The following is a 26120-nucleotide window of genomic DNA, read 5'->3' on the forward strand; positions in this document are numbered from 1 at the left end:
ACAAGAAGGAAACAACATGAGCGCTGTAATGATTACCGGTGGTTTGGGCTATGTGGGCAGGTACTTGACGAAAAAGCTCAGCGAACAAGGCGTCAAGGTGGTGAGTTACAACCGTGACTACTCCGAAGCCAGGTCTGAATTCATGACGCCTGTGCAGGGGGAGTTATTCGACATACCGAGGATTGTCCGAACCATCAAGGAACATGGCGTTGATCGAGTCATTCACACGGCGGCCATGTCCCATCCCGACCTGTCTATCGACCTGCCCATCACGACGGTGACGGCGAACATCGATGGCACCATTCATTTGCTTGAAGCCATGCGCCTGGCGGGCATCAAGAAGTTGGTCAACTTTTCTTCGGAAACGGTCTATGGACATTACGAAGGAGAGATCAATGAGCAAACACCGACCTACCCAACGACTCCCTACGGCGTCACCAAGATTGCCACCGAGCACTTTGGCCGGGTCTACAACGATCTCTATGGCATGGAAGTGATTTCCCTGCGAATCGCAGAAGTGTATGGCCCGGAAAACAAGATGCCCCAGGTGCTCAGGGACATCCTCAAAACCGTCCACCGTGGTGAAACATTTACCTTGGCTTCGGGCGGCGATCACAGGTTCCACTACATCCACGTGGAAGACGTCGTGCGTGCCGTATTGATGGCGGCCGAAACCCGGGACCTCAAAGGCGGCGTCTTCAATATTGCCGGTGATCGCTCCTGGACGCTGCATCAAGCCGTTGAAATCATCCGCAAGATCATTCCCCAAGCGCGTATCGAAGTGGGCGGCGGTTATTGGCATCTCGATCGCCATGGCGAATGGGACCTGAGTGCCGCCGAGCGGGAGTTGGGTTATCGCGCGCAGTGGTCGCTGGAAAAAGGACTCACCCATTATTCCAACTGGTTGGTCGATCACGAGTATTGATCGGGCGCTGGGTCGCTGTTGGTGAACGTTCAATACTCACGGGTGATTAAGCATGATTGAAAATCCGATTGTCTGGCCAAACGGTGCACGCTGCGCCGTGGCCTTTACCTTTGATATGGATGCAGACAGCATTCTGCATGTGGCGCACCCCAAGGATTCCGCGACACGGGTTGCGAGTATTTCGATGCTGCACTACGGCCCTAAAGTGGCGATACCAAGGATCCTGGAAACCTATCGACGCTTCGAGATCAAGCAGACGTTTTTCATTCCCGCCTGGTGCATCGAGCAATACCCGCAGGCCATCGAGGCGATCGTCGAAGGTGGGCACGAAATTGCCCACCACGGCTACATCCATGAGCATCCCAACGAGCTGAGTCGGGAAGAGGAAGCCTATTGGCTCGATCGTGGTTGCGACACCATCAAGCGCTTTACCGGTCAGGCACCGCGCGGCTGGCGGGCGCCGCTTTACAACATGTCAGAGTACTCGGCTGACCTGTTGATCGAACGCGGTTTCAGTTATGACGCCTCCTTGATGGGCGATGATGTGCCTTATCTGTTGCGCACGGGAGCGGGGGACTTGGTGGAGTTGCCCTCAAGCTGGGCGCTGGATGACTGGCCGCAGTACATGCACAGCATCGACCTGGATTTCCAGATGCCGATCCAGTCGCCGCAACGCGCCGTCGAGGTGTTCAAGGCCGAGTTCGATGCCGCCTGGGAGTATGGCGCGCTCTTCGTGCCGGTCTGGCATCCGTTCCTTTCCGGTCGATTGTCACGCTGGCATGAGGTGTCGAAGCTGATCGAATACATGATGGCCAAGGGTGATGTCTGGTTTGCGCGGATGGATGAGATCGCCGCGCATGTCCAGCGTAGTGTGGCCACGGGGGCCTACCAACCACGGATCGACAGGTTGCCGTATTACCAGGGACCGGTTAAGGCCCATCGATAAAAGGGAGAAGGCGACCCTCGAGGGAGGGTCGCTGCTCTGCCTGATCCCCGGTCATTGCGGCCACTGCTCAAGCAGTATCGACACGAACTTTTCTGCGGCCGGGGAGAGTGAAGCGCCCCGTCGATAAACCAGGCCCAACGACCGATTGACCACGGGGTCGATGAGAGGAACGCTGACCAGTGTTGGATGATCGCCTGCGGGCATCGCCAGGCTGGGCATCGCCGACACGCCTAGCCCTGCTTCGACCAATCCCAATGACGTGGAAAGATGCTGCACTTCGTAGAACCACTGAGGACGCCAGCTCAGGCCTGACAGCGCGTGATCCAGCAGCATGCGGTTGCCGCTCAGCCGCCCCACGCCGATCAACCGATAGTCACCCAGTTCAGACCAACTGACCGAACTGCGCCCGGCCAACTCATGGTCGCGCCGGCAGGCGAGGACAAAGGGTTCGTTGACCAAGGGCACGAACTCGATGTCGGGGTGCTGGCCGCTCATCATGTTGATGCCAAAATCCGCTTCACCGCGCAGCACCGCTTCCAGGCCTTCATTGGCACTCAGGTCGAGCAGGCGAATGCGGATTTTCGGGTAACGTTCGTTGTAGATGCGGATCACCGAGGGCAGGAAGTAGAACGCCGCGGTGGGGATGCAGGCGAGCGTTACCCGACCGATCTGCCGTTCCGCCAATTCGCGGATATTGAGAATCGAGTCGTCGAAGTCGTCCAGCAATCGACGTGCCTTGGGCAGGAAATCACGTCCGACGCTGGTCAGGCTGACCTTGCGCGTTGTTCGATCGAGCAGCGCGGTGCCCAGCCCCTCCTCGAGTTTCTTGATCCGCCGGCTCAAGGCGGGCTGCGACAGATGCAAGGCTTCTGCGGCTTCGTGAAAGCTGCCCAGCTCAGCGATTTTTACAAAGGACCTGATGTCCTGAAGCTCATATTCCATGTGCTTGTCTCACCCAAAAGAGGCTTGGCCACGGCCGGAAAGATTCATTCGTGAAGTGGAATAATAGCGCCAATCTTTGCATTGGAAACACCAGTGCTTCCCTGTCACTCTTGTTTGCAAGACATCAATTAACCCGATTGATCAACAAGAGTGATAAGCCATGCAACGTATTCCTTGTGTTCTCATGCGCGGTGGTACCTCCAAGGGCCCGGTATTTCTCGCTTGGGATCTACCGGTCTGCGTTAAAGAGCGCGATGAACTGTTGCTCTCGGTGATGGGCTCCGGTCACGAACTGGAGATTGACGGCATCGGCGGCGGCAGCCCGCAGACCAGCAAGGTCGCGATCGTCAGCCCTTCGTTGCATCCCGAGGCGGACGTCGATTACCTGTTCGTCCAGGTCATGGTGTCCCAGCGTCGGGTCGACACGGCGCCCAACTGCGGCAACATGCTCTGCGCCGTCGGCCCATTTGCTATCGAGCAGGGCCTGGTCAAGGCAGCCGGCGACTCCACCCGGGTGCGCATTCGCAACCTCAACACTGGCACCTTCGTCACCTCCGACGTGCTGACGCCCAACGGCAAAGTCAGCTACGAGGGTGACACGGTCATCGATGGCGTGCCGGGCAGCGCGGCCCCGGTGCAGTTGACCTTCCTCGATGCGGCCGGCAGCAAGACCGGCAAGCTTTTCCCCACCGGCAACACACTGGATGTGTTCGACGGGGTGCCTGTGACCTGCATCGACATGGCCATGCCGATGGTGATCATCGAGGCCCGTCATCTGCACAAGCGCGGCGATGAAACCCCGGCCGAGCTGGACGCCGACAAGGATTTCCTGCGTCGGCTCGAAGCCTTGCGGTTGCAGGCGGGAAGGGCGATGGGGCTGGGCGATGTCAGCGACAAGGTCATCCCCAAGCCGGTGCTGGTGTCCCCGGCCAAGGCCGGTGGCACCCTGCAGGTTCGCTACTTCATGCCCCACAACTGCCATCGCGCGTTGGCCATTACCGGCTCCATCGGCCTGGCGACGGCCTGTGTCAGCGAAGGCAGCGTCGTCGCACGGATGCTCGGCAACAGCGGTGGTCCGCGCCTGCAACAGGTGCGTATCGAGCACCCGAGCGGCGGCATCGATGTGGTGTTGTCCTACATCGGCGACAACGGCCAGACCATCCGTGCCTCGGTTGTGCGCACCGCGCGACGGCTGTTTTCCGGTTTCGTCTATGCCCCGGCTTCCCAGCGACTCGCCGGGTAGTGATCTGACGCTGCCTGTGGTTTGCATCAGCACAATTCTAAAAATGGGTGATGCCATGAAAATCGTAAAATCGCTCTACTTTCAAATCCTCTGCGCGGTCCTGCTCGGTGTCGTGGTCGGGCATTTCTGGGGCCAGCAAGCCGTCGCCCTCAAGCCATTGGGGGATGCCTTCATCAAACTGGTGAAGATGATGATTGCCCCGGTGGTGTTCTGCACCATCGTCACCGGCATTGCCGGGATGAGCGACAAGCGCTCGCTCGGGCGCTTGTTGAGCAAGACCATGCTGCTGTTCCTCGGGCTGACGGTGGTCAGCCTGATCATCGGCCTGGTGGCGGTCTACCTGTTCAAGCCGGGCGCGGGAATGAACATCGATCCGAGCCAGTTGAGCACCGCAGGGTTGTCCCAGTACACGGAGTCGGCAGCCAAACTTGGTGTCGTCGAGTTTTTCATGCACATCATCCCCGATACGTTCATCGGTGCGTTCAGCAAAGGCGAAGTGCTGCCGGTGCTGTTTATCGCAGTGCTGTGCGGGTTTGCCCTGTCATCCCTGGGTGAGCGCGGCAAGCCCGTGCTCGATGTACTGGAAGCAGCATCGCAGATGGTCTTCAAGATTTTTTCCTACCTGATGCGCTTTGCGCCGATCGGTGCCTTCGGGGCGCTGGCGTTCACGGTCGGACAGTACGGCATCACCTCGCTGGGCTCCCTGGCGAAGTTGATCATGACCCTGTACATCGCCTGCGCTTTCTTCGTCTTTGTGGTGCTGGGGAGCATTTGCCGCGCCCATGGTTTCAGCCTGTGGAAGTTGCTGCGCTACCTGCGCGAAGAGTTCCTGGTGGTGCTGGGCACGTCTTCCACGGAACCGGTGATGCCACGCATGCTGGAAAAGCTCCAGGCGCTGGGGTGCAGGAAGGGTGTCGTGGGGCTGGTGTTGCCGACGGGGTATTCGTTCAATCTCGATGGCACGGCGATCTACCTGTCGCTGGCGGCGGTCTTCATTGCCCAGGCCTGCAATATCGAGCTGAGCCTCACGCAGACCCTGACCATGCTGGCAATCATGCTGCTGTCCTCCAAAGGCGCCGCAGGGGTCACCGGCAGCGGCTTTGTGGCCCTCGCCTCGACGCTGTCGGTGATCCATGACATTCCGCTGGCGGGCCTGGCCTTGTTGATCGGCATCGATCGTTTCATGTCCGAAGCCCGTGCATTGACCAGCCTGGCCAGCAATGCCGTCGCGACCGTGGTCATCGCCATCTCCGAGAATGCCTGCGACCGTCAGGTGCTGCTCGATACCCTGGACGGAAAAACCTCGACGCCGCTGGCCGGGGACCAGGCTTGGGAGCCGGTGGAAGTCGCCTACCGCAGCTGACCGCTACCCGCAAAGCCGTTCATCGCCGCTCATTGCCGGACGTTGCCGAGTGCAACGTCTGGTAGTCTCGGGGTCGTTCGCCTGCGCGTCGATCTCGCCATCAATAACAACAAGAGAGATGCCCTATGCTCGCCTTACTCGGCCTGGCCATGGTGGTAGTGTTCACCTACCTGATCATGTCCAAGCGCTTGTCGCCCATCGTTGCGTTGACCGTTGTGCCGATCGTCTTTGCCTTGATCGGCGGTTTTGGCGGGTCCACCGGGAAAATGATGCTCGACGGCCTGAAGATGGTCGCGCCGTCGGCCGCGTTGCTGCTGTTCGCGATCCTGTTTTTCGGCTTGATGATCGACTCGGGCCTGTTCGACCCGCTGATCCGCAAGATTCTCAAGCGGGTCAACGGCGACCCGATGAAAATCGCCATCGGCACCGCGCTGCTGTCGTTGACGGTCGCACTGGACGGCGATGGCACGACCACCTACATGATCACCTGCGCGGCGATGCTGCCGTTGTACAAGCGCATCGGCATGAACCCGATGATCCTGGCGACCGTTGCCATGCTGTCGCTGAGCATCATGAGCGGCTTGAGCCCCTGGGGCGGGCCGGCCACCCGGGCGATTGCCGCGCTGGGGGTGGATGCGGGGGAATATTTCATCCCGTTGTTGCCGACCATGATCGGCGGCGCCGCCTGGGTGGTCTTCACCGCCTTTCTGCTGGGTCGCGCCGAGCGCAAGCGCATCGGTAACATCCAGCTGCAGAGCGGCGGTGGTGATTGCTACATCAAGGCCATTCTTGAAGACACGCCGCACAAACGCCCGAAGCTGGCCTACGTGAACCTGATGCTGGTGATCGGCGTGATGATCGCGCTGGTGATGGGCCTGGCCCATTCGGCGATCCTGTTCCTGATCGGTTTTGTCCTTGCGCTGATGATCAACTACCCGCAGCTGGACATCCAAAAGGAACGCATTCTCGCCCATTCCGGCAACGCCATGACCGTGGTCCTGCTGGTGTTCGCCGCCGGTGTCTTCGCCGGGATTTTCTCCGGCACGAAAATGGTCGATGCCCTGGCCCAGACGCTGGTGGAGTGGATTCCACCGTCCTGGGGCCACCTGTTTCCGCTGGTGGTGGCGATTACCAGCATGCCCTTGACCTTCGTGTTGTCCAACGATGCCTATTACTTCGGCGTAGTGCCGATTCTCGCCAACGCAGCGGCCGCCTACGGCATCGACCCGGTGGAAATCGCCCGGGCATCGGTGCTGGGCCAACCGGTGCACCTGATGAGCCCCTTGGTGGCGTCGACCCTGTTGCTGGTGGGCATGGTCGATCGCGATATCGGCGACTTCCAGCGCGCCACCGTGAAATGGGCCGTGCTCACCTCCCTGGTGATCACCGCACTGGCCCTGCTGACCGGCGCCTTGACGCTGTTCTCCTGAGTTATCCCTGACGCACGGCTAGACGCCTGACCACGCGCCGTTCGCCGGCGCGCGAATTCCTGCATCCTGAAAAACAACAAGAGTAGTTCCGCATGACCCATTCTCTGATTGGCAGGGCGCTTTTACCTCTCCTTGGGGTATTCCCGATTGCCGTGGTTGATGCCAGCGATTTCATCGACGACAGCAAGCTGAAGCTGCAGTTGCGCAATGTCTACTTCAATGAAAACTTTCGTGATGAGCATGGCCTGAGTGCCCGTGCGGCCAGCACGGCTAAAAGCGAGCGCACCGAGTGGGCGCAGGGCTTCCTGCTGGATTATCAGTCGGGGTTTACCCCGGGGGCATTGGGTCTGGGCGTCGATGCACTGGGCTTGCTGGGGGTGAAGCTGGACTCGGGGCGAGGGCGCAGCGGTACCGGCCTGTTGCCGGTGCATGACGATGGCCGCGCCGCCGATGAATTCTCCAGCGCCGGCGCCACGGCGAAGATCAGGCTGGCCAAGAGCACCCTCAAGTACGGGACACTGCTGCCCAGGACGCCCGTACTGATCTACAACGATGCACGCCTGTTGCCGCAGACCTATGAGGGCGGCCAGCTGACCAGCACGGATATCGACAACCTGACCCTGACCGGCGGACGCCTGGACCGCTTCAAGCAGCGTGATTCCACGGACAGTGTGTCGATCGTGCCTGATGGCTACTCGGGCGACAGAGGCGGGGACTTCACCTACGCCGGCGCCGACTACAAACTCGGCAAGAACACGCGCCTGAGCTACTTCCACGGCGAGCTGGAAGACTTCTATCGCCAGGACTTCGCCGGCATCCAGCACGATCTGGCGTTAGGTCGCGGGACCCTGACCGGCGACCTGCGCTATTTCAACAGCCATGACGCGGGCCGCGCCTACGCCTCGAAGATTGACAACGACATGCTCAGTGCCCTGGTGTCCTACGCGGTGGCAGGCCACACCTTTGGCGGCGGCTATCAAACCCTCAGCGGTGATGCAGGGCTGCCCTACATCAGCGGTGCCACGGTTTACTCGTTCAGCAACGCCGGTATCGGCAAGTTCATCGAGGAGGACGAGAAAACCTGGATGCTCAGCTACGGGTACGACTTTGCGCCCCTGGGCGTCCCAGGCCTGACGTTCCTGACCCGATACCTGAAGGGCAACGATGGCAAGTCCGACACCCGGATCAAGGAATCCGAACGTGACACCGAACTGGCCTACGTGGTCCAGAGCGGTGCGTTCAAAGGCGTCGGTGTAAAGCTGCGCAACTACGTCTACCGCGCGGACTTCGCACGTGGGCGCGACAGCAACCGGATTTACATCACCTATGACATCGCGCTCTGGTAGAGCGCACGTTGGCAGCCTGGCCTGATTGGACCAGGCTGCCTTCACTCGTCCGACGATCCAATGAACTGCCGGTTTTAGCGCTTGATCAGGGAAATCTTCGTACCTTCAATGCTGATCCCGGCCATCAAACCTTGCTGGGAGAAGATGAACGCGTAGGCGTCGTCTTTCAACGTCGAGCTGGACAGGTTCTTCGAAAGCCCCTCATCCACCACGACCACCGTTGGCCCTACACCGATTTCCCAACCTTTGGTTTCAGTGATGTATTTCACCGCTTTGTCGGTCATCAGGAAAACCACATAGCCATAGGACTGGGCGCCGGCCTGCAAGCCCCAGGAGCCGCCGACGGAGTTGTAGTAATCCACTGCTGTGTTGCCTTTCATCAAGACGCCTTCGCCGTAGCTGCCGCCGAATACCAGGCCCGCCTTGATGATTTTCGGGAAGACCAGTATCGCCTTGGCTTGTTTCCCAATGGTTTCGGCAGCGGGATTGGTCTTGTACAGGGTTTGCAGCGCTTGCTTGGAGTCGGTGGTGAGGTCCTCGGCGGTCGCGGCGCCTGCCGTATTCAGGAAACTGGCCGAGGCCAATGCGACAACCGCAAGCAAAGCCGTCAGGAACATCCGTATGGATTGAGTCATTTGCGTACTCCGATAAGGGAGCATTGGATGGCAGTAGCAGTCAGCGCCTACTTGCGGCAGGAACCGAAATCACTGAACGTTATCCGGCGCACCCTGGAATGTGTGGATTTCAAGCGTCGCGGCTGAGTGGAACAAGTGATCAGTTGCGATGCCATCACTTGTTGTGACCACTGAGTGATGGCAGCAGTTCATCACTGCCGTTCGTATTGTCTGTTCCCGGTGGGCGCGCAAGGTGCCGGTTCATTGCGATCGGGCACCTGCGAAGCGAGCGTCAGCCTTTGATGAAGGACAGCAGATCCTGGTTGATCACGTCGGCATGGGTGGTGCACATGCCATGGGGCAGGCCGGGGTAGGTTTTCAACGTGCCCTGTTTGAGCAGCTTGATGGCCAGGTGCGCCGAATCGGCGATCGGCACGATCTGGTCGTCTTCGCCGTGCAGCACCAGGGTCGGCACGTCGATGGCCTTCAAGTCGTCGGTAAAGTCGGTTTCCGAGAAGGCTTTGATGCAGTCGTATTGCGCCTTGGCCCCACCATTCATGCCCTGGCGCCACCAGTTGTCGATGATCGCCTCGGAGACTTTCGCGCCCGGGCGATTGAAGCCATAAAAGGGACCGCTCGGAAAATCACGATAAAATCCTGAACGATTGTCGGTCAGGGCCTTGCGCAGACCATCGAAGACGTCCAGAGGCAGGCCGCCCGGATTGTTCGCGGTGCGCAGCATGATCGGCGGCACGGCGCCGATCAGCACCGCCTTGGCGACGCGACCGCGGCCATGACGCGCCACATAACGCGCCACCTCACCGCCACCGGTGGAGTGACCGATGTGCACGGCGTTCCTGATGTCGAGATGCGCCATCAGCTGCGCCACGTCGGCGGCATAGGTATCCATCTCGTTACCCACAGTGGTCTGCGACGAGCGACCGTGGCCGCGGCGATCGTGGGCAATGACACGGAAGCCCTTGCCTGAGAAAAACAGCATCTGTGCATCCCAGTCGTCACTGGACAGGGGCCAGCCATGATGGAACACCAGCGGCTGTCCGGTGCCCCAATCCTTGTAGAAAATCTGCGTGCCGTCCTTGACGGTGAGTATCCCCGACCCGCTGGCATGGCCGTCGTTCTTGCTGCCCGCCGGCACGGCTGCCGGGGTCGATTGCGCTGCGAGCGCAGGTAGCGTCACGGCCAGGGCGGCGGCCATGGCACCGGTGGTCATCAATCCTCTGCGGGTAGTTCCGCTTGTCTCATCAGTCATGATCGACACCTCATGTGTGTTTTAAAGATAGCGCCGGGGGGGCCCGGGACAGGCCATCCGGCGACGCTTTGGCAGCTCGGAATTTATGGGCAAACCAAGGCACTGAACACTGGACATGGGTGTGTGGGATTAACGCTTTGGTATGGACACCCCCCCCTGTAGGAGCGAGCTTGCTCGCGAAAAACCAGAGAACGCCACGGTGCGTCAGGTTTCCCGCGTCATCGTTAGCGTCCATCGTCGGAGCGTTCCAATTTACCGGGCGGGATGTGGACCTGTATCCGAGCTTTCCCGGAAAGCGTGGGCCTGTCCGAAACGAATGCTTGCGGCCTGAGATTGTCCCCGCCAATATCAATCGCTATCCACCCCTCGGCAGCGCCTGTGAACCGGGCCAACTAATCAGCACATTAGCGAAAAAAATACCCCTCGGAGAGGGGTACTTGTGTGGTTACAATTTACTGAGGAGGCGGGACGCCAGGTGGATCAAAGCTTCGGTAACTGCCCGATACGCCCCATCATCTCGGTCACGATCTGCAGGTCGAGCAGGAACTGCTCGGTGGTCTTGAACTCGTTGTCGTTGTGACCGGTGTACTTGACGTCCGGCATGGCCAGGCCGAACTGCACGCCGTTGGGCAGTTCATGCACCGAAGTGGCGCCGGCGGAGGTGCCGAACTTGTGCTCCATGCCGAGGTTTTCGCTGGCCACGGCGAGCAGGGCCTTGACCCATTCACCCTCGGGATTGCGGAACATCGGTTCGGCGATGGAGTAGTCAAACGCTGGGGCGATCTTGCTCTGCTTGCTCCAGGCATCCAGTTTTGTAGCGATTTCAGTCTTGAGCGTTTCCGGCGATTTGCCCTTCGGCACGCGCAGGTTGACCGCCAGCTTGAAGGCTTTTTCATCCATCCCGACATAGGTCAGGGAGGTGGTCAGCGGGCCCATGAACTCATCGGAGAAACCCACCCCCAACTTGCCACCCAGGTAGTCCAGCCCCCAGTTGTCGGCGGCGTAGCGGGCGGCGTCGGTGATGTGGTTGTGCTTGAGTGCGACCTTGCCGTCGAGGCTGTTGATGAAGTCGAGCATCCTGGCCACCGGGTTGACACCGGACTCGGGTTCGGAGGAGTGGGCGGAGACGCCGGTGACGGTCAGCTTGACGTCCTTGCCGTCCACCTTGGCGGTGACTTCGAAGTTGCCGCCATTGCGCTTGGCATACTCGCTGCCGGCCTGTTGCAGGCTGGCGGCCAGCTCTGCGGGCTTGTCTGTCACCAGGGTGGCGACCGAGGTCGACGGAATCTGGTTGGTGGCCAGGCCGCCGGTCATCGAGGTGATTTCGGCGCCCTTGCCCTCACCCTTGCGCTTGGCGAAGCTGGCCATGACTGTGCCGTAGCCTTTCTCGGCGATCACCACCGGGTAGCCGCCGTCCAGCGCCAGGTTGTAGTTGGGCGTCGGGTTGCGTTCGAAGTAGTAGGGGATGGCGTCGCCCGTGGTTTCCTCGGTGGTGTCTACCAGCAGCTTGAAGTTGCGTGCCAGCGGCAGCTTTTCTTCCTTGATGACCTTCATGGCGTACAGCGCGACCACGATGCCGTTCTTGTCATCCTCGGTGCCCCGGCCATACATGCGATCGCCGACCAGGGTGACCTTGAACGGATCGAGCCGGGTGCCATCCTGCAGCACCCAGTTCTCTGGCGTCACCGGTACCACGTCGGCATGGGCGTGAATGCCCACGACTTCATCGCCCGTCCCTTCCAGCGAGATTTCATAGACGCGGTTGTCGATGTTGCGAAAGTTCAGGTTGAACGCCTGGGCCAGGCCCTTGATCTTCCCGGCGATCTTGATGAACTCGGGATTGTCATGCTGGGCAACGCCCTCGACGCGCACGGTGGGGATGGCCACCAGTTCACGCAGGGTTTCGGTGGCCGCGCTGCCGTACTTGATCCGGGCATAGAGGCCGAGCAGGCGGTGGATTTCGTTTTGCTGTTCAGGCGTCAGCGTCTTGTTGTCCTGGAAGGCACTGATGGCCGGGCCGAGGTTGTCCGTCTTGGCGACGTCGCTCTTGGCCAGGCTGGCCAGGAACTGGCGGAAATCCGTGACCGAGGCATCACTGAACGTCTTGAGGATGATCGCGCTCTGTTGCGGGGTGATGTTGGCCTGTGCAGCAAGGGTGAACGACGACAGGCTGGCGAACATCAGGGTGGCCGCGGCCAGTTTTTTGAGTGAAAAGTCCATTGCTGGAGGCATTCCTTTGCAGGTGGGTTGTAGGAAACTTCTGATCGTTTAGTCAGAAAGATCTGCAAACTTACACCGCGAAGGTGGGATGGGGCAGCCCCTGAAGTGGGATCTGTCGCACAGAAATGCAAAAGCGGCGCAGAATCGAAAAAGATGTTGAAGGGGTGGGTTGCTGTTGCTGGAGATGGTGTAGCTTCAGTCGAGATCTGTGTTGTTTGTACCACCGCTTTCGCTGGCAAGCCAGCTCCTACAAGGGCGCTTTTGCCTTGCGTTTGGGGGTGCCCGCCGGTTTGCGCTTGGCCGGCTTGCGCTTGTTTTTCCACGGCGTCGCACCGCGCCCCGCAGGGCTGGCCGGACCGCTGATGGTCAGGCTCAGGCCGGCGCAGCGGCTGACTTGTTTGCTCATCCAGGCCGCCTGCTTGGTGACGAACTCGTCCAGGCTCATTTCGCCGCTCTGCACCATGTCCAGGGCTTGCTCCCAGATGGCCGTGGTGCCGGGGTCGGCAATGGCGCGCGGGACCGCATCGATCAGGCTGAAAGCGGCCGGGGTCGCCGCCAGCGCCTTGCCGTTCTTGATCAGGTAGCCACGGTCGAGCAGACCCTGGATGATCGAGGCGCGGGTCGCTTCGGTGCCGATGCCGGTGGTGTCCTTGAGCTTTTGCTTGAGCAAGGGATCTTCCACCAGTTTGGCGACGTTTTTCATGGCCTTGATCAGGTCGCCCTCGGTGAACGGCTTGGGCGGTTGCGTCCAGAGGTCCTTGAGTAGCACGTCGGCCACCACGCAATCGAGCCCTTCCCAGAGGCTGGGCAGGGTTTGCGGGGCGGGGGCCTCGCGGCCCTTGGCCGGTGCGAGGGCTTCGGGCAGGGCGCGTTTCCAGCCCGGTTCGACGATTTGCTTGCCCACGGCACGCAAGGCCTCGCCGGCGCAATCGAAGTCGGCCTGGGTGCGGTCGAACTCGTGATTGGGCAGGAACTGCGCCAGGTAACGGGCGCGGATCAAGGTGTAGACCGCGCGCTGCTTGCCCATCAGGCGATCGAGGTTTTTCGCCGCGGCGGTGGGGATGATGCCGTGGTGCGCGCTGACCTTGGCATCGTTCCAGGCCCGTGAACGACGCTGGGGTTCCAGGTAGTCGTGCAAGGCGTTCAGTGCCGGATCGGCCTGGCGCAGCGCTGCGAGGATGCCCGGTGCTTCGCTGTGCTGGCTGAGGGGCAGGTAGCCGCAGTCGCTGCGCGGGTAGGTGATGACCTTGTGGGTTTCGTAAAGCGCCTGGGCGATGTCGAGGGTTTCCTGGGCTCCGAGGCCGAGCTTTTTCGAGCAGACTTCCTGCAAGGTGCCGAGATCGAAGGGCAGCGGCGCCACTTCGCGCATCCGCTCGGTCCGCAGCTTGACCACCCTGGCGCTGGCGGCGGTGCGCATGGCCTCTGCCGCCCGTTGCGCCAGGGCCTGGTTGAGGCAGCGGTCCTGGTCGTCGCACACGTCGGAGGCGGCCCGCCATTGGGCGGTGAAGGTGCTGCCGTCGTGCAGCAACTGCACCTCGACAGCCCAGTAGGGCACGGGCACGAAGTCGGCAATGCTGCGGTCGCGATCCACTACCAGGCGCAATGTAGGCGTCTGCACCCGGCCGACCGGCAGCACGCCCTGATAACCGGATTGGCGTCCCAGCAAGGTGAACAGCCGGCTCATGTTCATGCCGATCAGCCAGTCGGCCCGGGAACGTCCCAGTGCCGAATGATAAAGGCTGAAGGTCTGCGCACCGGGCCTGAGTGCGGCGAGGGCCTTGCGGATCGAGGCATCGTCCAGCGCCGACAGCCACAAACGCTGGATGGGCCCGCGATAGCGGCAATGTTCGACCAGTTCCCGGGCGATCATTTCGCCCTCGCGGTCGGCGTCCGTGGCAATCACCAGCTCGGACGCTTCGCCGAGCAGGCGCTTGACCGCCTTGTACTGGCTGGCGGTGCGCGGCTTGACGGTCATTTTCCATTTGTCGGGAATGATCGGCAGGTCGGCCAGCACCCAGCGCTTGTAGCGCGCGTCATAGGCATCCGGGGGCGCAGTTTCCAGCAGGTGGCCGATGCACCAGGTTACCGTGACGTCCGTTCCCAGCCAGCAGCCGTCACCGCGCCGCCGCGCGCCGAGCACGGCCGCAATGTCTTTGGCCTGGGAAGGTTTTTCACAGAGGTACAGCCGCATAACCACCATCGTCGATCAGTGTCCGGGAGGAGCACAGGATGGCGGGAGTCGGGCGCGAGAGCAATCTTTATCTGTATGGATGTACAGCAAAAGCGTTGCGCGTGGTTACCCAACCGGATGAATCCGTTCGGCTGCGCAGTCGTCGCGGGTCCGCAACTTGGGTTATACCTGATAAACCGAGATTTCCGGGGCGTTGTGCAGCCCTGCTGTTACAAGTCCATCACCGTGAGAGGTGCGCATTCCATGAAAAGCTCCGGTCCCAGCCCTGTCATCACCATCGCCGAGCAGCCCGGCTGCCTGTTGGTGAAGTTCCACGGCTTTCAAGTGGCAGCGTCCGCTCGTGCGCTGGTGCTGCTGGAAGCCAATTACCCTCCGGTGTACTACGTGCCGCGTGAGGACATCGACGAAAAGTATTACGCCCGTACCGACCACACCAGCTATTGCCCGTACAAGGGCGATGCCAGTTATTTCAGTTTGCAGGTGCCGGGACATGAGGGCGCCAATGCGGTGTGGAGCTATGAGAACCCCAAGGTGTCGGTCAGGCAGATCCAGGAGTATGTGGCGTTCTATCCGGATCAGGTGACGTTTGAGTTGATTGATATTGATGAGTGAGTTCGCGGGCAAGCCGGGGAAGGCGGTCTTGAACCTTTCGCTGGTCTTTCGGGCCCCATCGCTGGCAAGCCAGCTCCTACAGTGGATGGGGTGCGGCCGTAGCGGCTATAGGTTCGCCTTCGCCGGCAGTTGGTTCCTGCAGGCGAAGGCTCATTGAGGGTTTACATCAGTTTTTATCCAGGTCGACGTTACGCGTCTCACGCAGGCACAGCAGCCCCACCACCAGGCTCACCCCGGTGATCACCACCGGATACCACAGCCCGTAGAAGATATCGCCGGTATAGACCACCAGGGCAAACGACACCGTCGGCAGGAACCCGCCAAACCAGCCGTTGCCGATGTGGTAGGGAAGGGACATCGAGGTGTAGCGGATGCGGGTCGGGAACAGTTCGACCATCAGCGCCGCCAGCGGGCCGTAGCACATGGCGGAGATGATGATCAGGGCGACGATCAGCGCCACGATCATCGGCTTGTTGATCTGCTGCATGTCGGCCTGTTGCGGGTAACCGGCCAGGGTCACCGCGCCACGCAGGGCCGCTTCGTCGAAACCGTCGATCTTCACGTCACCGACACTGACCTGCACGCCACTGCCGGCCGGGGCCGCTTCGCTTTGATACGGCAGGCCCTGCTTGACCAGGAAGGTCTTGACCTTGTCGCAGGGGCTGTCGAATTTCGCCTTGCCTACCGGGTCGAACTGGAAGGTGCAGGTGGCCGGGTCTGCCAGCACGGTGATCGGGGCCTGGCGGCTGGCCTGGTCGATAGCCGGGTTGGCGTAGTGGGCCAGGGTCTTGAAGATCGGGAAGTACAACGCCGTGGCGAGCAGCAGGCCGAGCATCAGCACCGGTTTGCGCCCGACCTTGTCCGACAGCCAGCCGAAGAAAATGAAGAAGGGCGCGCCGATGGTCACACTGACGATCAGCAGCCCGTTGGCCACGGCGGGGTCCATTTTCAGGAATTGGGTGAGGAAGAACAGCACATAGAACTGCGCCGCGTAAAAGGTCACCGCTTGCCCGGCGTTGATGCTGAACAGGGCGATCAGGACCACCTTGAGGTTTTCCCACTTACCGAAGGAATCGCGGATCGGCGACTTGCAGAGCTTGCCTTCCTCTTTCATTTTCACGAACGCAGGCGACTCGTGCAGGCTCAGGCGAATCCAGGTCGAGATGCCCAGCAGGATGATCGAGAACAGGAACGGAATGCGCCAGCCCCAGACTTCGAACTGATCGCCCGTGAAGTACCGGCAGCCGAGTACCACCAGCAGCGACAGCAACAGGCCCAGGGTGGCGGTGGACTGGATCCAGCTCGTGTGGAATCCGCGTTTGCCCATTGGCGCGTGTTCTGCCACGTAGGTCGCGGCACCGCCGTACTCACCCCCCAGTGCCAGGCCCTGGAGCATGCGCAGCACCACGAGGATGATCGGCGCGGCGATGCCGATGCTCGCGTAGGTGGGCAGCAAGCCGACGCAGAAGGTGGCCAGGCCCATGAGCACGATGGTGGCGAGGAAGGTGTACTTGCGCCCGATCATGTCCCCCAACCGGCCGAACACCAGGGCACCGAACGGCCTGACGATGAAACCGGCGGCAAACGCCATCAGGGCGAAGATGAACGCCGTGGTGTCGTTGACCCCGGCGAAGAACTGCTTGCTGATCACCGCCGCGAGGGCGCCGTAGAGGAAGAAGTCATACCACTCGAAGACCGTCCCGAGCGACGAGGCGAAGATGACTTTCTGGGTTTCCTGGCTGGTGCCCGCGCTGCGCACGGCTTCCAGGGGTTGAACGTGTTCTGACATATCGGTATCCCTCACAGTGATTGTTTTTGTTGTTCCACTGTCGGCGCCGGCCTTGTGGGCGGGTGCCGCTACTGTCGATGCGGGTGTACGCGTTCCCTGTGGGAGCCGGCCTGCCGGCGATGGCGGCGAATCAGGCGAAATTGACGTTGACTGATCCACCGTAATCGCCAGCAAGCCGGCTCCTACATGTCCGTGTGAGTGCGTTCAGGCGTTTGTGACCAGTTCCTCTGTCTCGGTGATGCTCCTTGTGGCGGGGTTAAGGATCAGTTGTGCGGCTTTCTCCGCGATCATCAGCGTAGGCGAACAGGTGTTGCCCGAGGTGATGCGCGGCATGATCGAGGCGTCGGCGATGCGCAGGCCGGGGATGCCGTGCACGCGCAGTTCGGCATCGACCACCGCGTCCGCGTCATTGCCCATGCGGCAGGTGCCGACGGGATGGAAGATGGTGGTGCCGATCCGCGCGGCGGCTTCATGCAGCTGTTCTTCGGTCTGCAGGCTGTCGCCGGGCAGGTACTCGACCGGCTTGAACGCCTTCAAGGCTGGTGCGGCAACGATGCGCCGGGTCAGGCGAATGGCATCGGCGGCAACGCGCAAGTCCTCGGGATGGCTGAGGTAGTTGGGCTGGATCAGGGGCGCCTGCTGCGGGTTGGCTGACTGGATCTCCACCCGGCCCCGGCTTTGCGGGCGCAGGTCGCAGACCGAGGCGGTAAACGCCGGGAAGGCATGCAGCGGTTCACCGAAACGCTCCAGCGACAGCGGTTGCACGTGGTACTCCAGATTGGCCGAAGTCTGCTCCGGCCCGGAACGGGCGAAGGCCCCCAGTTGACTCGGCGCCATGGACAACGGGCCGCTGCGGTCATACAGGTAGCGCAGGCCCATGCCCATCTTGCCCCACAGGCTGCCCGCGATCTGGTTCAGGGTGCGGGCGTTTTCCAGTTTGTAGATCAGGCGCAGTTGCAGGTGATCCTGCAGGTTGCCGCCAACGCCGGGCAGTTCATGCGCGACGCCGATGCCCAGGCGCTGCAACAGCGGGCGCGGACCGATGCCGGAACGTTGCAGGATGCTCGGTGAGCCGACGGAACCTGCGCACAGGATGATTTCCTTGCGCGCCTTGAAGGTTTTCGCCTGACCTTGCCAACGGGCGCTGACCGCCGAGGCGCGAGCGTTTTCCAGCAGCACGCGGTCGACCTCGACGCCGGTCAGCACCGTCAGGTTGGGGCGCTGGCGAATCGGCTTGAGGAACGCCTTGGCGGCATTCCAGCGGATGCCGGCTTTCTGGTTGACCTGGAAGTAGCCACAGCCTTCGTTGTCGCCCTGGTTGAAGTCGTCGATGCGGGCAATGCCGCTCTGCTCGGCGGCGCTCTGGAAGGCATCGAGGATCGGCCAGGACAGGCGCTGGCGTTCCACCCGCCAGTCGCCGCTGGCGCCGTGAAAATCTGATTCGCCAGCAAAATGGTTTTCGCTTTTCTTGAACAACGGGAGCACGTCTTGCCAGCGCCAGCCGGGGTTGCCCTCGGCCGCCCAGCCATCGTAGTCGCCGGCCTGGCCGCGCATGTAGATCATGCCGTTGATCGACGAGCAGCCACCGAGGACCTTGCCACGTGGGTAACTCAGGGTGCGGCCTTGCAGGCCGGGTTGCGCCTCGGTCTTGAAGCACCAGTCGGTGCGTGGGTTGCCGATGCAGAACAGGTAGCCCACCGGGATGTGGATCCACGCATAGTTGTCGCGACCGCCGGCTTCGAGCAGCAAGACGCGGTGTTGCGGGTTGGCCGACAGGCGATTGGCCAGCAGACAACCGGCGGGACCGGCCCCGACCACGATGTAGTCGTATTCATCAAGGGAAGCGTGCATCCCTGACCTCGCTTGTTGTTCTTGTTGGAGTTCATCCTAGTTGTTAGCTTTCGTTTAAAGAATGTTAGTTTTTACCCAGCTGCTGTGCGTTTTTAAACAACGCTGACCTAAGGATGGACGATGTTCGACTGGAATGACCTGCGCTTCTTTCTCGAGCTCCAGCGTAGCGGGCGTTTGCTCACCGCCGCGCGCCGCTTGAACACCACCCATGCCACCGTGGCGCGGCACATCGAGGCCATTGAAAAGAGCCTTGGCACGGCACTGTTCGTGCAGCATGCCCAGGGTTACGAGCTGACCCCGGCCGGCGAAGCCTTGCTCAAGCACGCCGAGGCCATGGAGAACGTCGCGCTGCTGGCGCAGGAAGAAATTACCCAGTCCACGGCGCCGCTGGGCAAGATCCGCGTGGGGGTGACGGAAGGGCTGGGTATCATGTTCCTCGCCAGCCGCATGAACGGCCTGTTCGAGCGTTACCCGGGGCTGGAAGTGGAGCTGGTGGCGGTGCCGCGTTTCGTCAGCATCCTCAACCGCGAGGCGGAAATCAGCATCCACCTGGAGCGCCCGGCCGCCGACATGCTGGTTACGCGCAAACTGGCCGACTATCGCCTGGCGCTCTACGCCTGCCAGGAATACCTCGATCGTTCGCCGCCGCTGCGCAATCGCGAAGACCTGGGGCGGCATGCCTGGATCGGCTACGTCGACGACCTGCTGTTCAGCCAGGAGCTGATGTTCCTCAACAGCTTCTGCCGCAACCCCCGGGTGGTCTTCCACAGCACCAGCGTCATCGCCCAGCAACAGGCGGCGCGCGCGGGCCTGGGCATCGCCGTGCTGCCGTGCTACATGGCCAGCGCCGATTCCGCGCTGGTGCCGTTGTTCCCCCAGGAGAGCATCCTGCGCAGCTACTGGATCAGCACCCGCCGCGAGCTGCACAAGTCGGTGCGGCTGCGGGTGATGTGGGATTACGTGGTGGAGTTGTGCGAGCGGGAGCAGGAATTGTTGCTGGGGCCCAATCCCCCTCACGGCGGGTGAAGATCCTGTGGGAGCGAGCCTGACAGACGACCCCTCTCTCACGGCCGTAGCCGATCCACTGTAGGAGCAAGCTTGCTCGCGATGGTGGTCAACGATGACGCGGGGAGCCTGACACCCCGCAGCGCTCTAAGGTTTTTCGCGAGCAAGCTCGCTCCTACAGTGGATCGGGTACGACCGTGAGAGAGGGGGCGTCCGAAAGAGCAGCGCAGGGTTCAGTAGCGCATCTCAGCCCAGTATTTCAAACGCCGTACTGGCCAGCCGCTCCCCATTCACCAGCACATGCACTGCGTGCTTGCCCGCGTAATGCCGGCGGGTGGTGAGTTCCTTGATGTGCTGGCCTCGGGCGATGGCGTGTGTGGCGTTACCCGGCAGCGTCAGGGCCTTGAGCTTGAAGACCTTGGCCGAGGTGCTGCCGTTGGCCTTGACGTAATCGATGGCGTAGTCGATCACCAGACGCTGGCTGGTGTGGACCGTGGACTTGACCGCAAAGGACAGGGTGATCTTTTCTCCGAGGCCAATTACCGGCGGATTGACCTGCACGTCGATGATCTGCACTTCAGGCTTGCCGCCGGCACCTATGATTGCCAGCGCACGCAGGTTGCCCTGTTTGATCAGGCTGCGCAGGGCATGCCTGGCGATCCACGCGGTGTGCGGGTTGTCCAGCGACCAGCCCTCGATCAGCTCCAGCACCCACTCGGGATGGTCCTTGGTGATGTCGTTGAGGTGGTTGGCCACCGATTTGCGCACGTAAAGGCTGGGGTCGGCCTTTAGATTATCGAGGATGCCGGCGGCCAGGCGCGGGTCGGCCTGGATCTGCTCCAGGCGAAACGACCACGGCAGGCGTGGCCGGCTACCTTCGCTGGCGAGGCGCCGGACATGTTCGTTGGCGTCCAGCGACCAGTCATGCATCAGCTGCAGCGAGCGCTGCAGATCGGCGCGCAGGAAATGGCGGATGGCGAATTCCGAGGAGCCGAACGCGGTGAAGTACTTGAGCGCCTCCATCGACAGTTCGAACCGGTCCGCGCCATAGGTCGCCACGTACTGCGGCAGGCACATGCTGACAAAGCCGCTGTTGAGGCGCGGGGCGAGGGCGCGCAAGAGCCCCAGCGACGCTTCATAACCGGCTGGCAGTACCGCGTGCAGGCATTCGCTGACGCGGGCCATGCGCTGCATCACTGACAACTCGGCCAGGCCGTCGTTGGCCAGTTTGAGGAATTCTTTGGCATCGAAGCCGGGATACACCGCCGTCATCTCGGCGGCGATGTGCCGCAGGCGTTCGGCGTTGAAGATTTCCTTGAGCGCGGGGGAGGCGGTATCGCCAGCCATGGTGTGATCCCTGTGATTGTGGTTTATCGCGAAGCGGCCAGATTCCTCAACCGTTCTTCGCTTGCTCTTCGAGCTGGTCCGACTCGAACAGCCGTGCCAATTCCGCCCGCGCTTCCTGCGCCGTCTGCTTGACCTTCACCGCGTCGTCGTAGATCGCATGCTGGGCTTCGAGCACCTGCTCGTCGTGATGCTTGAACCGTTTGATCCGTGCATCGGCCTGCTCGGGGGTCAGCCCCAGGCCGATCAAGGTCTGCCGACTCATTTCCAGACTGGAGTAGAAGGTTTCGCGCACCGCGTGGGCGCCCAGGTCCACCAGGCGATGCACATGCTGGCGGTTGCGCGCGCGGGCAATGATCTTGATGTGCGGATAGAGCTTGTGCACGAGCTCAGCGGTCTTGATGTTGGTGTCCGGGTCGTCGGTGGCGATGATGAAGAACTCGGCATCGCCGACCTTGGCCGCGTTGAGGATCTCAGGGCGCATCGGGTCGCCGTAGTACACCGGCACGCCGCCGAAGCTGCGCGACAGTTCGATGGTTTCCACCGAGGTGTCGAGCGCCACGAACTTGATGTTCTGCGCCCGCAGGATACGCGCGACGATCTGCCCCATACGGCCCATGCCGGCGATCACCACCCGGGGTTCATCGGCATCGATTTCGCGAAATTGCTCCGGCACTGCCACCGGTTGTACCTTGGGGCTGGCCAGGCGGGCGCACAGCAGCAGCAACAGTGGGGTCATCGCCATCGACAGGGTGATCGCCAGCACCAGCAAGTCGTACAGGCGCGGATCGAACAAGCCATGGTCACGGCCGATCTTGAACACCACGAAGGCAAACTCACCACCGGCGGCCAGCACGATGCCCAGGCGAATGGCGCTGATCCGGTTCAAACCGCCAGCCAGCTTGCCCACGATGAACAGCAACGGCAGCTTGACGGCGATCAGCAGCAGGGTCAGTCCCAGCACCACGATGGGCTCGCTCAGCAGCAGGCTGAGGTTGGCGCCCATGCCGACACTCATGAAGAAAAGCCCCAGCAGCAGGCCCTTGAAGGGTTCGATCTGCGCTTCCAGTTCGTGGCGATACTCGGAGTCCGCCAGCAGCAGGCCGGCCAGGAAGGCACCGAGGGCCATGGAAATACCGGCCAGGTCCATCAGCCAGGCGGTGCCCATCACCACCAGCAACGCAGTCGCGGTGGACACTTCCGGCAAGCCGCTCTTGGCCACCACGCGGAACACCGGACGCAGCAGGTAGCGTCCGCCGACTACCACGATGGCGATGCTGATCAACACGCGCAGGCCCTGGTTCACATCGTCGGCCGCGCTGACGTTTTCAGCGCTGCCCGCCAGCAGCGGCACCATGGCAATCAGCGGAATCGCGGCGATGTCCTGGAACAGCAGGATCGCGAACGCCAGGCGCCCGTGGGGGCTGGTCAGTTCCTTGCGTTCGGCCAGGCTCTGCAGGCCGAAGGCGGTGGACGACAGGGCCAGCCCGAGGCCCAGCACGATCGAGGTGTTCAGGGGTTGCCCGAAGACATACAGGGCCAACGCGCCCAGCAGCGCTCCGGTCAGCAGCACCTGCGCCAAGCCGACGCCGAACACCGCCTTGCGCATCACCCACAAGCGGCGTGGCGACAACTCAAGACCGATGATGAACAGCAGCAACACCACGCCAAGTTCCGAGATGTGCGCAACGCTTTCCGTATTGCCGATCAGGCCCAGGCCCGAGGGGCCGATGATCACCCCGGCAAACAGATAACCCAGCACCGCGCCCAGTTGCAGGCGCTTGGCCAGGGGAACGGTGAGTACGGCCGCGAGCAGGAATACGACTGCGGCTTGCAACAGACTGCCTTCATGGGGCATGAGAAAAACTCCATCAACTCGGTACGGCGGTCGACAAGGATAAAGGCTGGTCTTGGGTCAACGCTATCGCAGGAGGGAAGTTTTGCGCGGGCAATGCCGCGCCGCTACAACAATTCGCCCAGGTTCCAGAGCCGTACCAGCTCAGCAGGAGCCTGGTCTTCCGGGACCTTCATCACCATTTGGTCATCCTGATCGCCTTCGCGGTAGCGCAGTTCGATCTGGTAAAAGCGCTGGTCGCCCCCGCCTGCGACCGGGCTGGCCAGCGGCAGGCAACCTTCCAGCAGCACACAGATGCGCGAGCGTTCCTCGATATTGCATTGCGCGAATGCAATCTCCCGGGGCCGAGTCGTGGCCTGGATCGCGGCAAAGCCGCCCTGGCGAGAGAGGCGCACAACCGCCCGGTCGTCCAGTGTTGGCAGGGTTTTCATGGTTCCTCCTGTGTCGAATCGACACCCACCTGCGACCAGCCATGCTGCACTGCCAGCGCTTCCCTGGCCGTGAAGCGCCGCCGCGCGTGCTCCACGGTCAGTTCTGCAAAGGCGCTGAACGACGCCTCGCGGACCAAGCGCTTGTCGCACAGGGCGTCATACCAGATCAGCCCGGCCTTTTCCCAGGCAAAGCCGCCCAAACCCTTGGCGGCGAGGTAAAACGCCCGGTTGGGTATGCCTGAATTGATGTGCACGCCGCCATTGTCTTCCTGGGTGATGACGAATTTGCGCATGTGATCCGGTTGCGGGTCCTTGCCCAGCAGGGGGTCGTCGTAGGCGGTGCCCGGGTGGGCCATCGAGCGCAGACCGATGCCCTTGATGCGCGGCGTCAGCAAATCCGCGCCGATCAGCCAGTCCGCCTGCTCGGCGGTCTGCTGCAGTAGATATTGCTTGGTCAGCACGCCAAACACGTCTGACAGTGATTCATTCAACGCCCCGGACTGGTCGGCATACACCAGGCCCGCTTCGCTCTCGACCACGCCGTGGGTCAGCTCGTGCGCAACCACGTCGAGGGAGCGGGTGAAGCGTTCGAAAATCTCGCCATCGCCGTCGCCGAAGACCATTTGCGAGCCGTTCCAGAAGGCGTTTTCGTAGTCCTGGCCATAATGCACGCTGCCGATCAGGGCAAAACCCTTGCCGTCGATGGAGTCGCGACCCAGCACCTTCCAGAAGAAATCGTAGCTGGCTCCCAAGGCGTCGTAAGCTTCATCGACCGCCGGATCGCCGCTCGCTGCCTGGCCTTCAAGGCGTACCGGCATGCCGGGCAAGAGCATCTTGCCCTGGGCATCATGCACGCTGCGCTGTGCCTGGCCAGGTTTGCCGGGGGCTGGCAGGATCGCGGCAGCAGCAGTGCGCACCGGTGGGCCAGGCGGGTGCCACAGGGTGCGCACGTGGGCCAGCGTGCTCATGGCGCTGGAACGCTGGCGTTCAGAGCCGTGCGCGACGATACGATGCAGAATGTACGGCGGAATGAAACTGCGCAGATCGTTCATCAGAGCATCCTTTCTGAGCGCGAAATCGATACTTATTCTGAGCGGAACGGGCTCTTGCGGTTCCGCCGGTTGCCATCCGCGGCGGATTCTGCGAAAACCTGCGTCCGCGCCCGCAAGTCCAGGGCACTGTAGATGAGTTAAGAACATGAACGACGAACTGCAAATCATTGATCTTGAGCCGGGTGACGGCAAGGCCGCCGTCAAAGGCGCGCTGATCACCACCCAATACCGTGGCTGGCTGGAAGACGGTAGCGAATTCGACTCTTCCTTCAGTCGAGGCAAGCCGTTCCAGTGCGTGATCGGCACCGGGCGGGTGATCAAGGGCTGGGACCAGGGCCTGATGGGCATGCAGGTCGGTGGCAAGCGCAAACTGCTGGTCCCCGCGCACCTGGCCTACGGCGAGCGCACGATGGGCAGGATCACGCCCAATTCGAACCTGATTTTCGAAATCGAGTTGCTGGAAGTGCTGACGCGGGATGATGGATGAGGCATAAAAAAACGCCGCCTTCGAATTCGAGGGCGGCGTTTTTTATGGCAGGGGGGGCGTCAGGTCAGACCTTGACGATCCAGCCGGCTGGCGCTTCGACGTCGCCGGTTTGCACGCCGGTCAGCTCTTTGTAGAGCTTCTGGGTGATCGGGCCGACTTCGGTTTCGCTGTGGAATACGTGCAGGTGGTCGTTGTAGCTGATGCCGCCGATCGGCGTGATCACGGCAGCCGTACCGCAAGCGCCAGCTTCCTTGAACTCCGACAGCTTGTCGATGAACACGTCACCTTCGATCACTTCCAGGCCCAGGCGCGACTTGGCCAGCTCGATCAGCGACAGGCGGGTGATGCCCGGCAGCACCGACGGCGAGTTCGGGGTCACGAACTTATTGTCGTGGGTGATCCCGAAGAAGTTGGCCGAACCGACTTCCTCGATCTTGGTGTGGGTCATCGGATCCAGGTAGATGGCGTCGGCGAAGTGGGCTTTCTTGGCCTGGGAACCTGGCATCAGGCTGGCGGCGTAGTTGCCACCGACCTTGGCCGCACCGGTGCCTTGTGGCGCGGCGCGGTCGTAGCTGGAGATCAGGAAGTTATGCGGGGTGAGGCCGCCCTTGAAGTAGGCGCCGACCGGGATGCAGAAGATCGAGAAGATGAACTCGGGGGCGGTACGCACGCCGATGTTGTCACCCACGCCGATCACGAACGGACGCAGGTACAGCGCGCCGCCGGTGCCGTAAGGCGGGATGAAACGCTCGTTGGCGCGGACCACTTCCTTGCACGCTTCGATGAACTGCTCGGTGGACACTTGCGGCATCAGCAGGCGCGCGCAGCTGCGTTGCATGCGTGCGGCGTTCTGGTCTGGGCGGAACAGGTTGATCGAACCGTCCTTGCAACGATAGGCCTTCAGGCCTTCGAAGCATTGCTGGCCATAGTGAAGGGCCGTGGAGCCTTCGCTGATGTGCAGCACATTGTCTTCTGTCAGGGTGCCCTTGTCCCACTCGCCATTACGCCAGTTCGACAGATAGCGCTTGTCGGTCTTGATGTAGTCAAAACCCAGCTTGTCCCAATTGATGCTTTCGTTACCCATGACACCCTCTATCACTTAACAACCGCCGAAACGGTTCAATGTTTCTGACGTTTTCTGGATGGGGACAACAATACTTCATTCCGGGCCCATTTCGCAGCCCGGACTATCGGGTGATTGGCA

At 61.6% G+C, this 26120-nt stretch carries 21 protein-coding genes and 1 pseudogene; 10 read left to right on the top strand and 12 right to left on the bottom strand.

Going from position 1 to position 26120, the window contains the following annotated elements; all coding sequences use genetic code 11:
• Nucleotides 1-16: 16 nt before the first annotated feature.
• Nucleotides 17-925, top strand: coding sequence for an NAD-dependent epimerase/dehydratase family protein (locus tag SOP85_RS12600; protein WP_323627106.1), 909 nt, complete (start codon nucleotides 17-19; stop codon nucleotides 923-925).
• A 52-nt stretch (nucleotides 926-977) separates the two neighbouring features.
• Nucleotides 978-1871 carry a polysaccharide deacetylase family protein gene (locus SOP85_RS12605; RefSeq protein ID WP_323627108.1) on the top strand — a complete coding sequence of 298 codons (894 nt, stop codon included), beginning with the start codon at nucleotides 978-980 and terminating at the stop codon, nucleotides 1869-1871.
• 51 nt (nucleotides 1872-1922) lie between these two features.
• Here SOP85_RS12605 and SOP85_RS12610 read toward each other — a convergent pair whose 3' ends face one another.
• Entirely contained in the window at nucleotides 1923-2813 is an 891-nt protein-coding gene (locus tag SOP85_RS12610; RefSeq protein WP_274076279.1) for a LysR family transcriptional regulator, read from the bottom strand.
• A 160-nt stretch (nucleotides 2814-2973) separates the two neighbouring features.
• On the opposite strand from SOP85_RS12610, the gene SOP85_RS12615 reads away from it, so the two are divergent.
• From SOP85_RS12615 to SOP85_RS12630, 4 genes are all read left to right on the top strand, one after another.
• Nucleotides 2974-4056 carry a 4-oxalomesaconate tautomerase gene (locus SOP85_RS12615; RefSeq protein WP_274076280.1) on the top strand — a complete coding sequence of 361 codons (1083 nt, stop codon included), beginning with the start codon at nucleotides 2974-2976 and terminating at the stop codon, nucleotides 4054-4056.
• A 43-nt stretch (nucleotides 4057-4099) separates the two neighbouring features.
• The gene (locus tag SOP85_RS12620; RefSeq protein ID WP_323627109.1) at nucleotides 4100-5419 is read left to right on the top strand and encodes a dicarboxylate/amino acid:cation symporter; all 1320 of its coding nucleotides are present in this window, start codon (nucleotides 4100-4102) and stop codon (nucleotides 5417-5419) included.
• 125 nt (nucleotides 5420-5544) lie between these two features.
• Nucleotides 5545-6849: a CitMHS family transporter gene (locus tag SOP85_RS12625; protein ID WP_323627110.1), complete on the top strand. Its 1305-nt coding sequence runs from the start codon at nucleotides 5545-5547 to the stop codon at nucleotides 6847-6849.
• Between the two features lie 92 nt (nucleotides 6850-6941).
• The gene (locus SOP85_RS12630) at nucleotides 6942-8195 is read left to right on the top strand and encodes an OprD family porin (RefSeq protein WP_323627111.1); all 1254 of its coding nucleotides are present in this window, start codon (nucleotides 6942-6944) and stop codon (nucleotides 8193-8195) included.
• Nucleotides 8196-8269: 74 nt separating this feature from the next.
• Here SOP85_RS12630 and SOP85_RS12635 read toward each other — a convergent pair whose 3' ends face one another.
• The 4 genes from SOP85_RS12635 to SOP85_RS12650 form a co-directional block, all read right to left on the bottom strand.
• On the bottom strand, nucleotides 8270-8830 hold the full coding sequence (locus SOP85_RS12635) for a lipid-binding SYLF domain-containing protein (RefSeq protein WP_274076284.1): 561 nt from the start codon (nucleotides 8828-8830) through the stop codon (nucleotides 8270-8272).
• Between the two features lie 271 nt (nucleotides 8831-9101).
• The gene (locus tag SOP85_RS12640; RefSeq protein ID WP_323627112.1) at nucleotides 9102-10079 is read right to left on the bottom strand and encodes an alpha/beta fold hydrolase; all 978 of its coding nucleotides are present in this window, start codon (nucleotides 10077-10079) and stop codon (nucleotides 9102-9104) included.
• 480 nt (nucleotides 10080-10559) lie between these two features.
• On the bottom strand, nucleotides 10560-12299 hold the full coding sequence (locus tag SOP85_RS12645) for a dipeptidase (protein ID WP_323627113.1): 1740 nt from the start codon (nucleotides 12297-12299) through the stop codon (nucleotides 10560-10562).
• Nucleotides 12300-12546: 247 nt separating this feature from the next.
• A complete protein-coding gene (locus tag SOP85_RS12650) occupies nucleotides 12547-14490 on the bottom strand; it encodes a DNA topoisomerase III (RefSeq protein ID WP_323627115.1) in 1944 nt (647 codons plus the stop codon).
• A 243-nt stretch (nucleotides 14491-14733) separates the two neighbouring features.
• On the opposite strand from SOP85_RS12650, the gene SOP85_RS12655 reads away from it, so the two are divergent.
• A complete protein-coding gene (locus SOP85_RS12655; protein WP_272606185.1) occupies nucleotides 14734-15102 on the top strand; it encodes a DUF427 domain-containing protein in 369 nt (122 codons plus the stop codon).
• Between the two features lie 166 nt (nucleotides 15103-15268).
• Here the strand turns inward: SOP85_RS12655 and SOP85_RS12660 are convergent, their stop codons facing one another.
• Both SOP85_RS12660 and SOP85_RS12665 read right to left on the bottom strand, forming a co-directional pair.
• Nucleotides 15269-16891: an MFS transporter gene (locus SOP85_RS12660; RefSeq protein ID WP_274076294.1), complete on the bottom strand. Its 1623-nt coding sequence runs from the start codon at nucleotides 16889-16891 to the stop codon at nucleotides 15269-15271.
• Between the two features lie 204 nt (nucleotides 16892-17095).
• Nucleotides 17096-18742: a GMC family oxidoreductase gene (locus SOP85_RS12665; protein ID WP_274076295.1), complete on the bottom strand. Its 1647-nt coding sequence runs from the start codon at nucleotides 18740-18742 to the stop codon at nucleotides 17096-17098.
• A 120-nt stretch (nucleotides 18743-18862) separates the two neighbouring features.
• On the opposite strand from SOP85_RS12665, the gene SOP85_RS12670 reads away from it, so the two are divergent.
• Both SOP85_RS12670 and SOP85_RS12675 read left to right on the top strand, forming a co-directional pair.
• Nucleotides 18863-19768: a LysR family transcriptional regulator gene (locus SOP85_RS12670; protein ID WP_323627118.1), complete on the top strand. Its 906-nt coding sequence runs from the start codon at nucleotides 18863-18865 to the stop codon at nucleotides 19766-19768.
• Nucleotides 19769-19849: 81 nt separating this feature from the next.
• A pseudogene (locus SOP85_RS12675) lies at nucleotides 19850-19930 on the top strand (outer membrane lipoprotein carrier protein LolA); the annotation flags it as partial.
• Between the two features lie 63 nt (nucleotides 19931-19993).
• Here the strand turns inward: SOP85_RS12675 and SOP85_RS12680 are convergent.
• The 4 genes from SOP85_RS12680 to SOP85_RS12695 all read right to left on the bottom strand — a co-directional run bounded on the left by SOP85_RS12680 (nucleotide 19994) and on the right by SOP85_RS12695 (nucleotide 24429).
• Nucleotides 19994-21094, bottom strand: coding sequence for a DNA alkylation repair protein (locus SOP85_RS12680; RefSeq protein ID WP_274076297.1), 1101 nt, complete (start codon nucleotides 21092-21094; stop codon nucleotides 19994-19996).
• A 46-nt stretch (nucleotides 21095-21140) separates the two neighbouring features.
• Nucleotides 21141-22949 carry a monovalent cation:proton antiporter-2 (CPA2) family protein gene (locus SOP85_RS12685; protein ID WP_274076298.1) on the bottom strand — a complete coding sequence of 603 codons (1809 nt, stop codon included), beginning with the start codon at nucleotides 22947-22949 and terminating at the stop codon, nucleotides 21141-21143.
• Nucleotides 22950-23053: 104 nt separating this feature from the next.
• Entirely contained in the window at nucleotides 23054-23377 is a 324-nt protein-coding gene (locus SOP85_RS12690) for a protealysin inhibitor emfourin (protein WP_274076299.1), read from the bottom strand.
• On the bottom strand, nucleotides 23374-24429 hold the full coding sequence (locus SOP85_RS12695) for a M4 family metallopeptidase (protein ID WP_323627119.1): 1056 nt from the start codon (nucleotides 24427-24429) through the stop codon (nucleotides 23374-23376). Before SOP85_RS12695 ends, SOP85_RS12690 begins: the two co-directional genes overlap by 4 nt.
• Nucleotides 24430-24574: 145 nt before the next feature.
• On the opposite strand from SOP85_RS12695, the gene SOP85_RS12700 reads away from it, so the two are divergent.
• Complete coding sequence (locus SOP85_RS12700) at nucleotides 24575-24916, top strand: FKBP-type peptidyl-prolyl cis-trans isomerase (RefSeq protein ID WP_323627120.1); 342 nt, start codon at nucleotides 24575-24577, stop codon at nucleotides 24914-24916.
• 64 nt (nucleotides 24917-24980) lie between these two features.
• Here SOP85_RS12700 and SOP85_RS12705 read toward each other — a convergent pair whose 3' ends face one another.
• Nucleotides 24981-26000: a branched-chain amino acid aminotransferase gene (locus tag SOP85_RS12705; RefSeq protein ID WP_323627121.1), complete on the bottom strand. Its 1020-nt coding sequence runs from the start codon at nucleotides 25998-26000 to the stop codon at nucleotides 24981-24983.
• Nucleotides 26001-26120: the final 120 nt, after the last annotated feature.

It is taken from the genome of Pseudomonas sp. YuFO20 (assembly GCF_035064975.1).
Classification (GTDB): Bacteria; Pseudomonadota; Gammaproteobacteria; order Pseudomonadales; family Pseudomonadaceae; genus Aquipseudomonas; species Aquipseudomonas putida_AE.

What these genes read in the sequence shown, in the direction of transcription:
- SOP85_RS12620 (WP_323627109.1), top strand. Translation starts at nt 4,100, where the DNA reads ATGGGTGATGCCATGAAAATCGTAAAATCGCTCTACTTTCAAATCCTC.
- SOP85_RS12630 (WP_323627111.1), top strand. Translation starts at nt 6,942, where the DNA reads ATGACCCATTCTCTGATTGGCAGGGCGCTTTTACCTCTCCTTGGGGTA.
- SOP85_RS12640 (WP_323627112.1), bottom strand. Translation starts at nt 10,079, where the DNA reads ATGACTGATGAGACAAGCGGAACTACCCGCAGAGGATTGATGACCACC.
- SOP85_RS12700 (WP_323627120.1), top strand. Translation starts at nt 24,575, where the DNA reads ATGAACGACGAACTGCAAATCATTGATCTTGAGCCGGGTGACGGCAAG.
- SOP85_RS12660 (WP_274076294.1), bottom strand. Translation starts at nt 16,891, where the DNA reads ATGTCAGAACACGTTCAACCCCTGGAAGCCGTGCGCAGCGCGGGCACC.
- SOP85_RS12635 (WP_274076284.1), bottom strand. Translation starts at nt 8,830, where the DNA reads ATGACTCAATCCATACGGATGTTCCTGACGGCTTTGCTTGCGGTTGTC.
- SOP85_RS12665 (WP_274076295.1), bottom strand. Translation starts at nt 18,742, where the DNA reads ATGCACGCTTCCCTTGATGAATACGACTACATCGTGGTCGGGGCCGGT.
- SOP85_RS12655 (WP_272606185.1), top strand. Translation starts at nt 14,734, where the DNA reads ATGAAAAGCTCCGGTCCCAGCCCTGTCATCACCATCGCCGAGCAGCCC.
- SOP85_RS12610 (WP_274076279.1), bottom strand. Translation starts at nt 2,813, where the DNA reads ATGGAATATGAGCTTCAGGACATCAGGTCCTTTGTAAAAATCGCTGAG.
- SOP85_RS12695 (WP_323627119.1), bottom strand. Translation starts at nt 24,429, where the DNA reads ATGAACGATCTGCGCAGTTTCATTCCGCCGTACATTCTGCATCGTATC.
- SOP85_RS12690 (WP_274076299.1), bottom strand. Translation starts at nt 23,377, where the DNA reads ATGAAAACCCTGCCAACACTGGACGACCGGGCGGTTGTGCGCCTCTCT.
- SOP85_RS12605 (WP_323627108.1), top strand. Translation starts at nt 978, where the DNA reads ATGATTGAAAATCCGATTGTCTGGCCAAACGGTGCACGCTGCGCCGTG.
- SOP85_RS12680 (WP_274076297.1), bottom strand. Translation starts at nt 21,094, where the DNA reads ATGGCTGGCGATACCGCCTCCCCCGCGCTCAAGGAAATCTTCAACGCC.
- SOP85_RS12625 (WP_323627110.1), top strand. Translation starts at nt 5,545, where the DNA reads ATGCTCGCCTTACTCGGCCTGGCCATGGTGGTAGTGTTCACCTACCTG.
- SOP85_RS12705 (WP_323627121.1), bottom strand. Translation starts at nt 26,000, where the DNA reads ATGGGTAACGAAAGCATCAATTGGGACAAGCTGGGTTTTGACTACATC.
- SOP85_RS12600 (WP_323627106.1), top strand. Translation starts at nt 17, where the DNA reads ATGAGCGCTGTAATGATTACCGGTGGTTTGGGCTATGTGGGCAGGTAC.
- SOP85_RS12685 (WP_274076298.1), bottom strand. Translation starts at nt 22,949, where the DNA reads ATGCCCCATGAAGGCAGTCTGTTGCAAGCCGCAGTCGTATTCCTGCTC.
- SOP85_RS12650 (WP_323627115.1), bottom strand. Translation starts at nt 14,490, where the DNA reads ATGCGGCTGTACCTCTGTGAAAAACCTTCCCAGGCCAAAGACATTGCG.
- SOP85_RS12615 (WP_274076280.1), top strand. Translation starts at nt 2,974, where the DNA reads ATGCAACGTATTCCTTGTGTTCTCATGCGCGGTGGTACCTCCAAGGGC.
- SOP85_RS12645 (WP_323627113.1), bottom strand. Translation starts at nt 12,299, where the DNA reads ATGGACTTTTCACTCAAAAAACTGGCCGCGGCCACCCTGATGTTCGCC.
- SOP85_RS12670 (WP_323627118.1), top strand. Translation starts at nt 18,863, where the DNA reads ATGTTCGACTGGAATGACCTGCGCTTCTTTCTCGAGCTCCAGCGTAGC.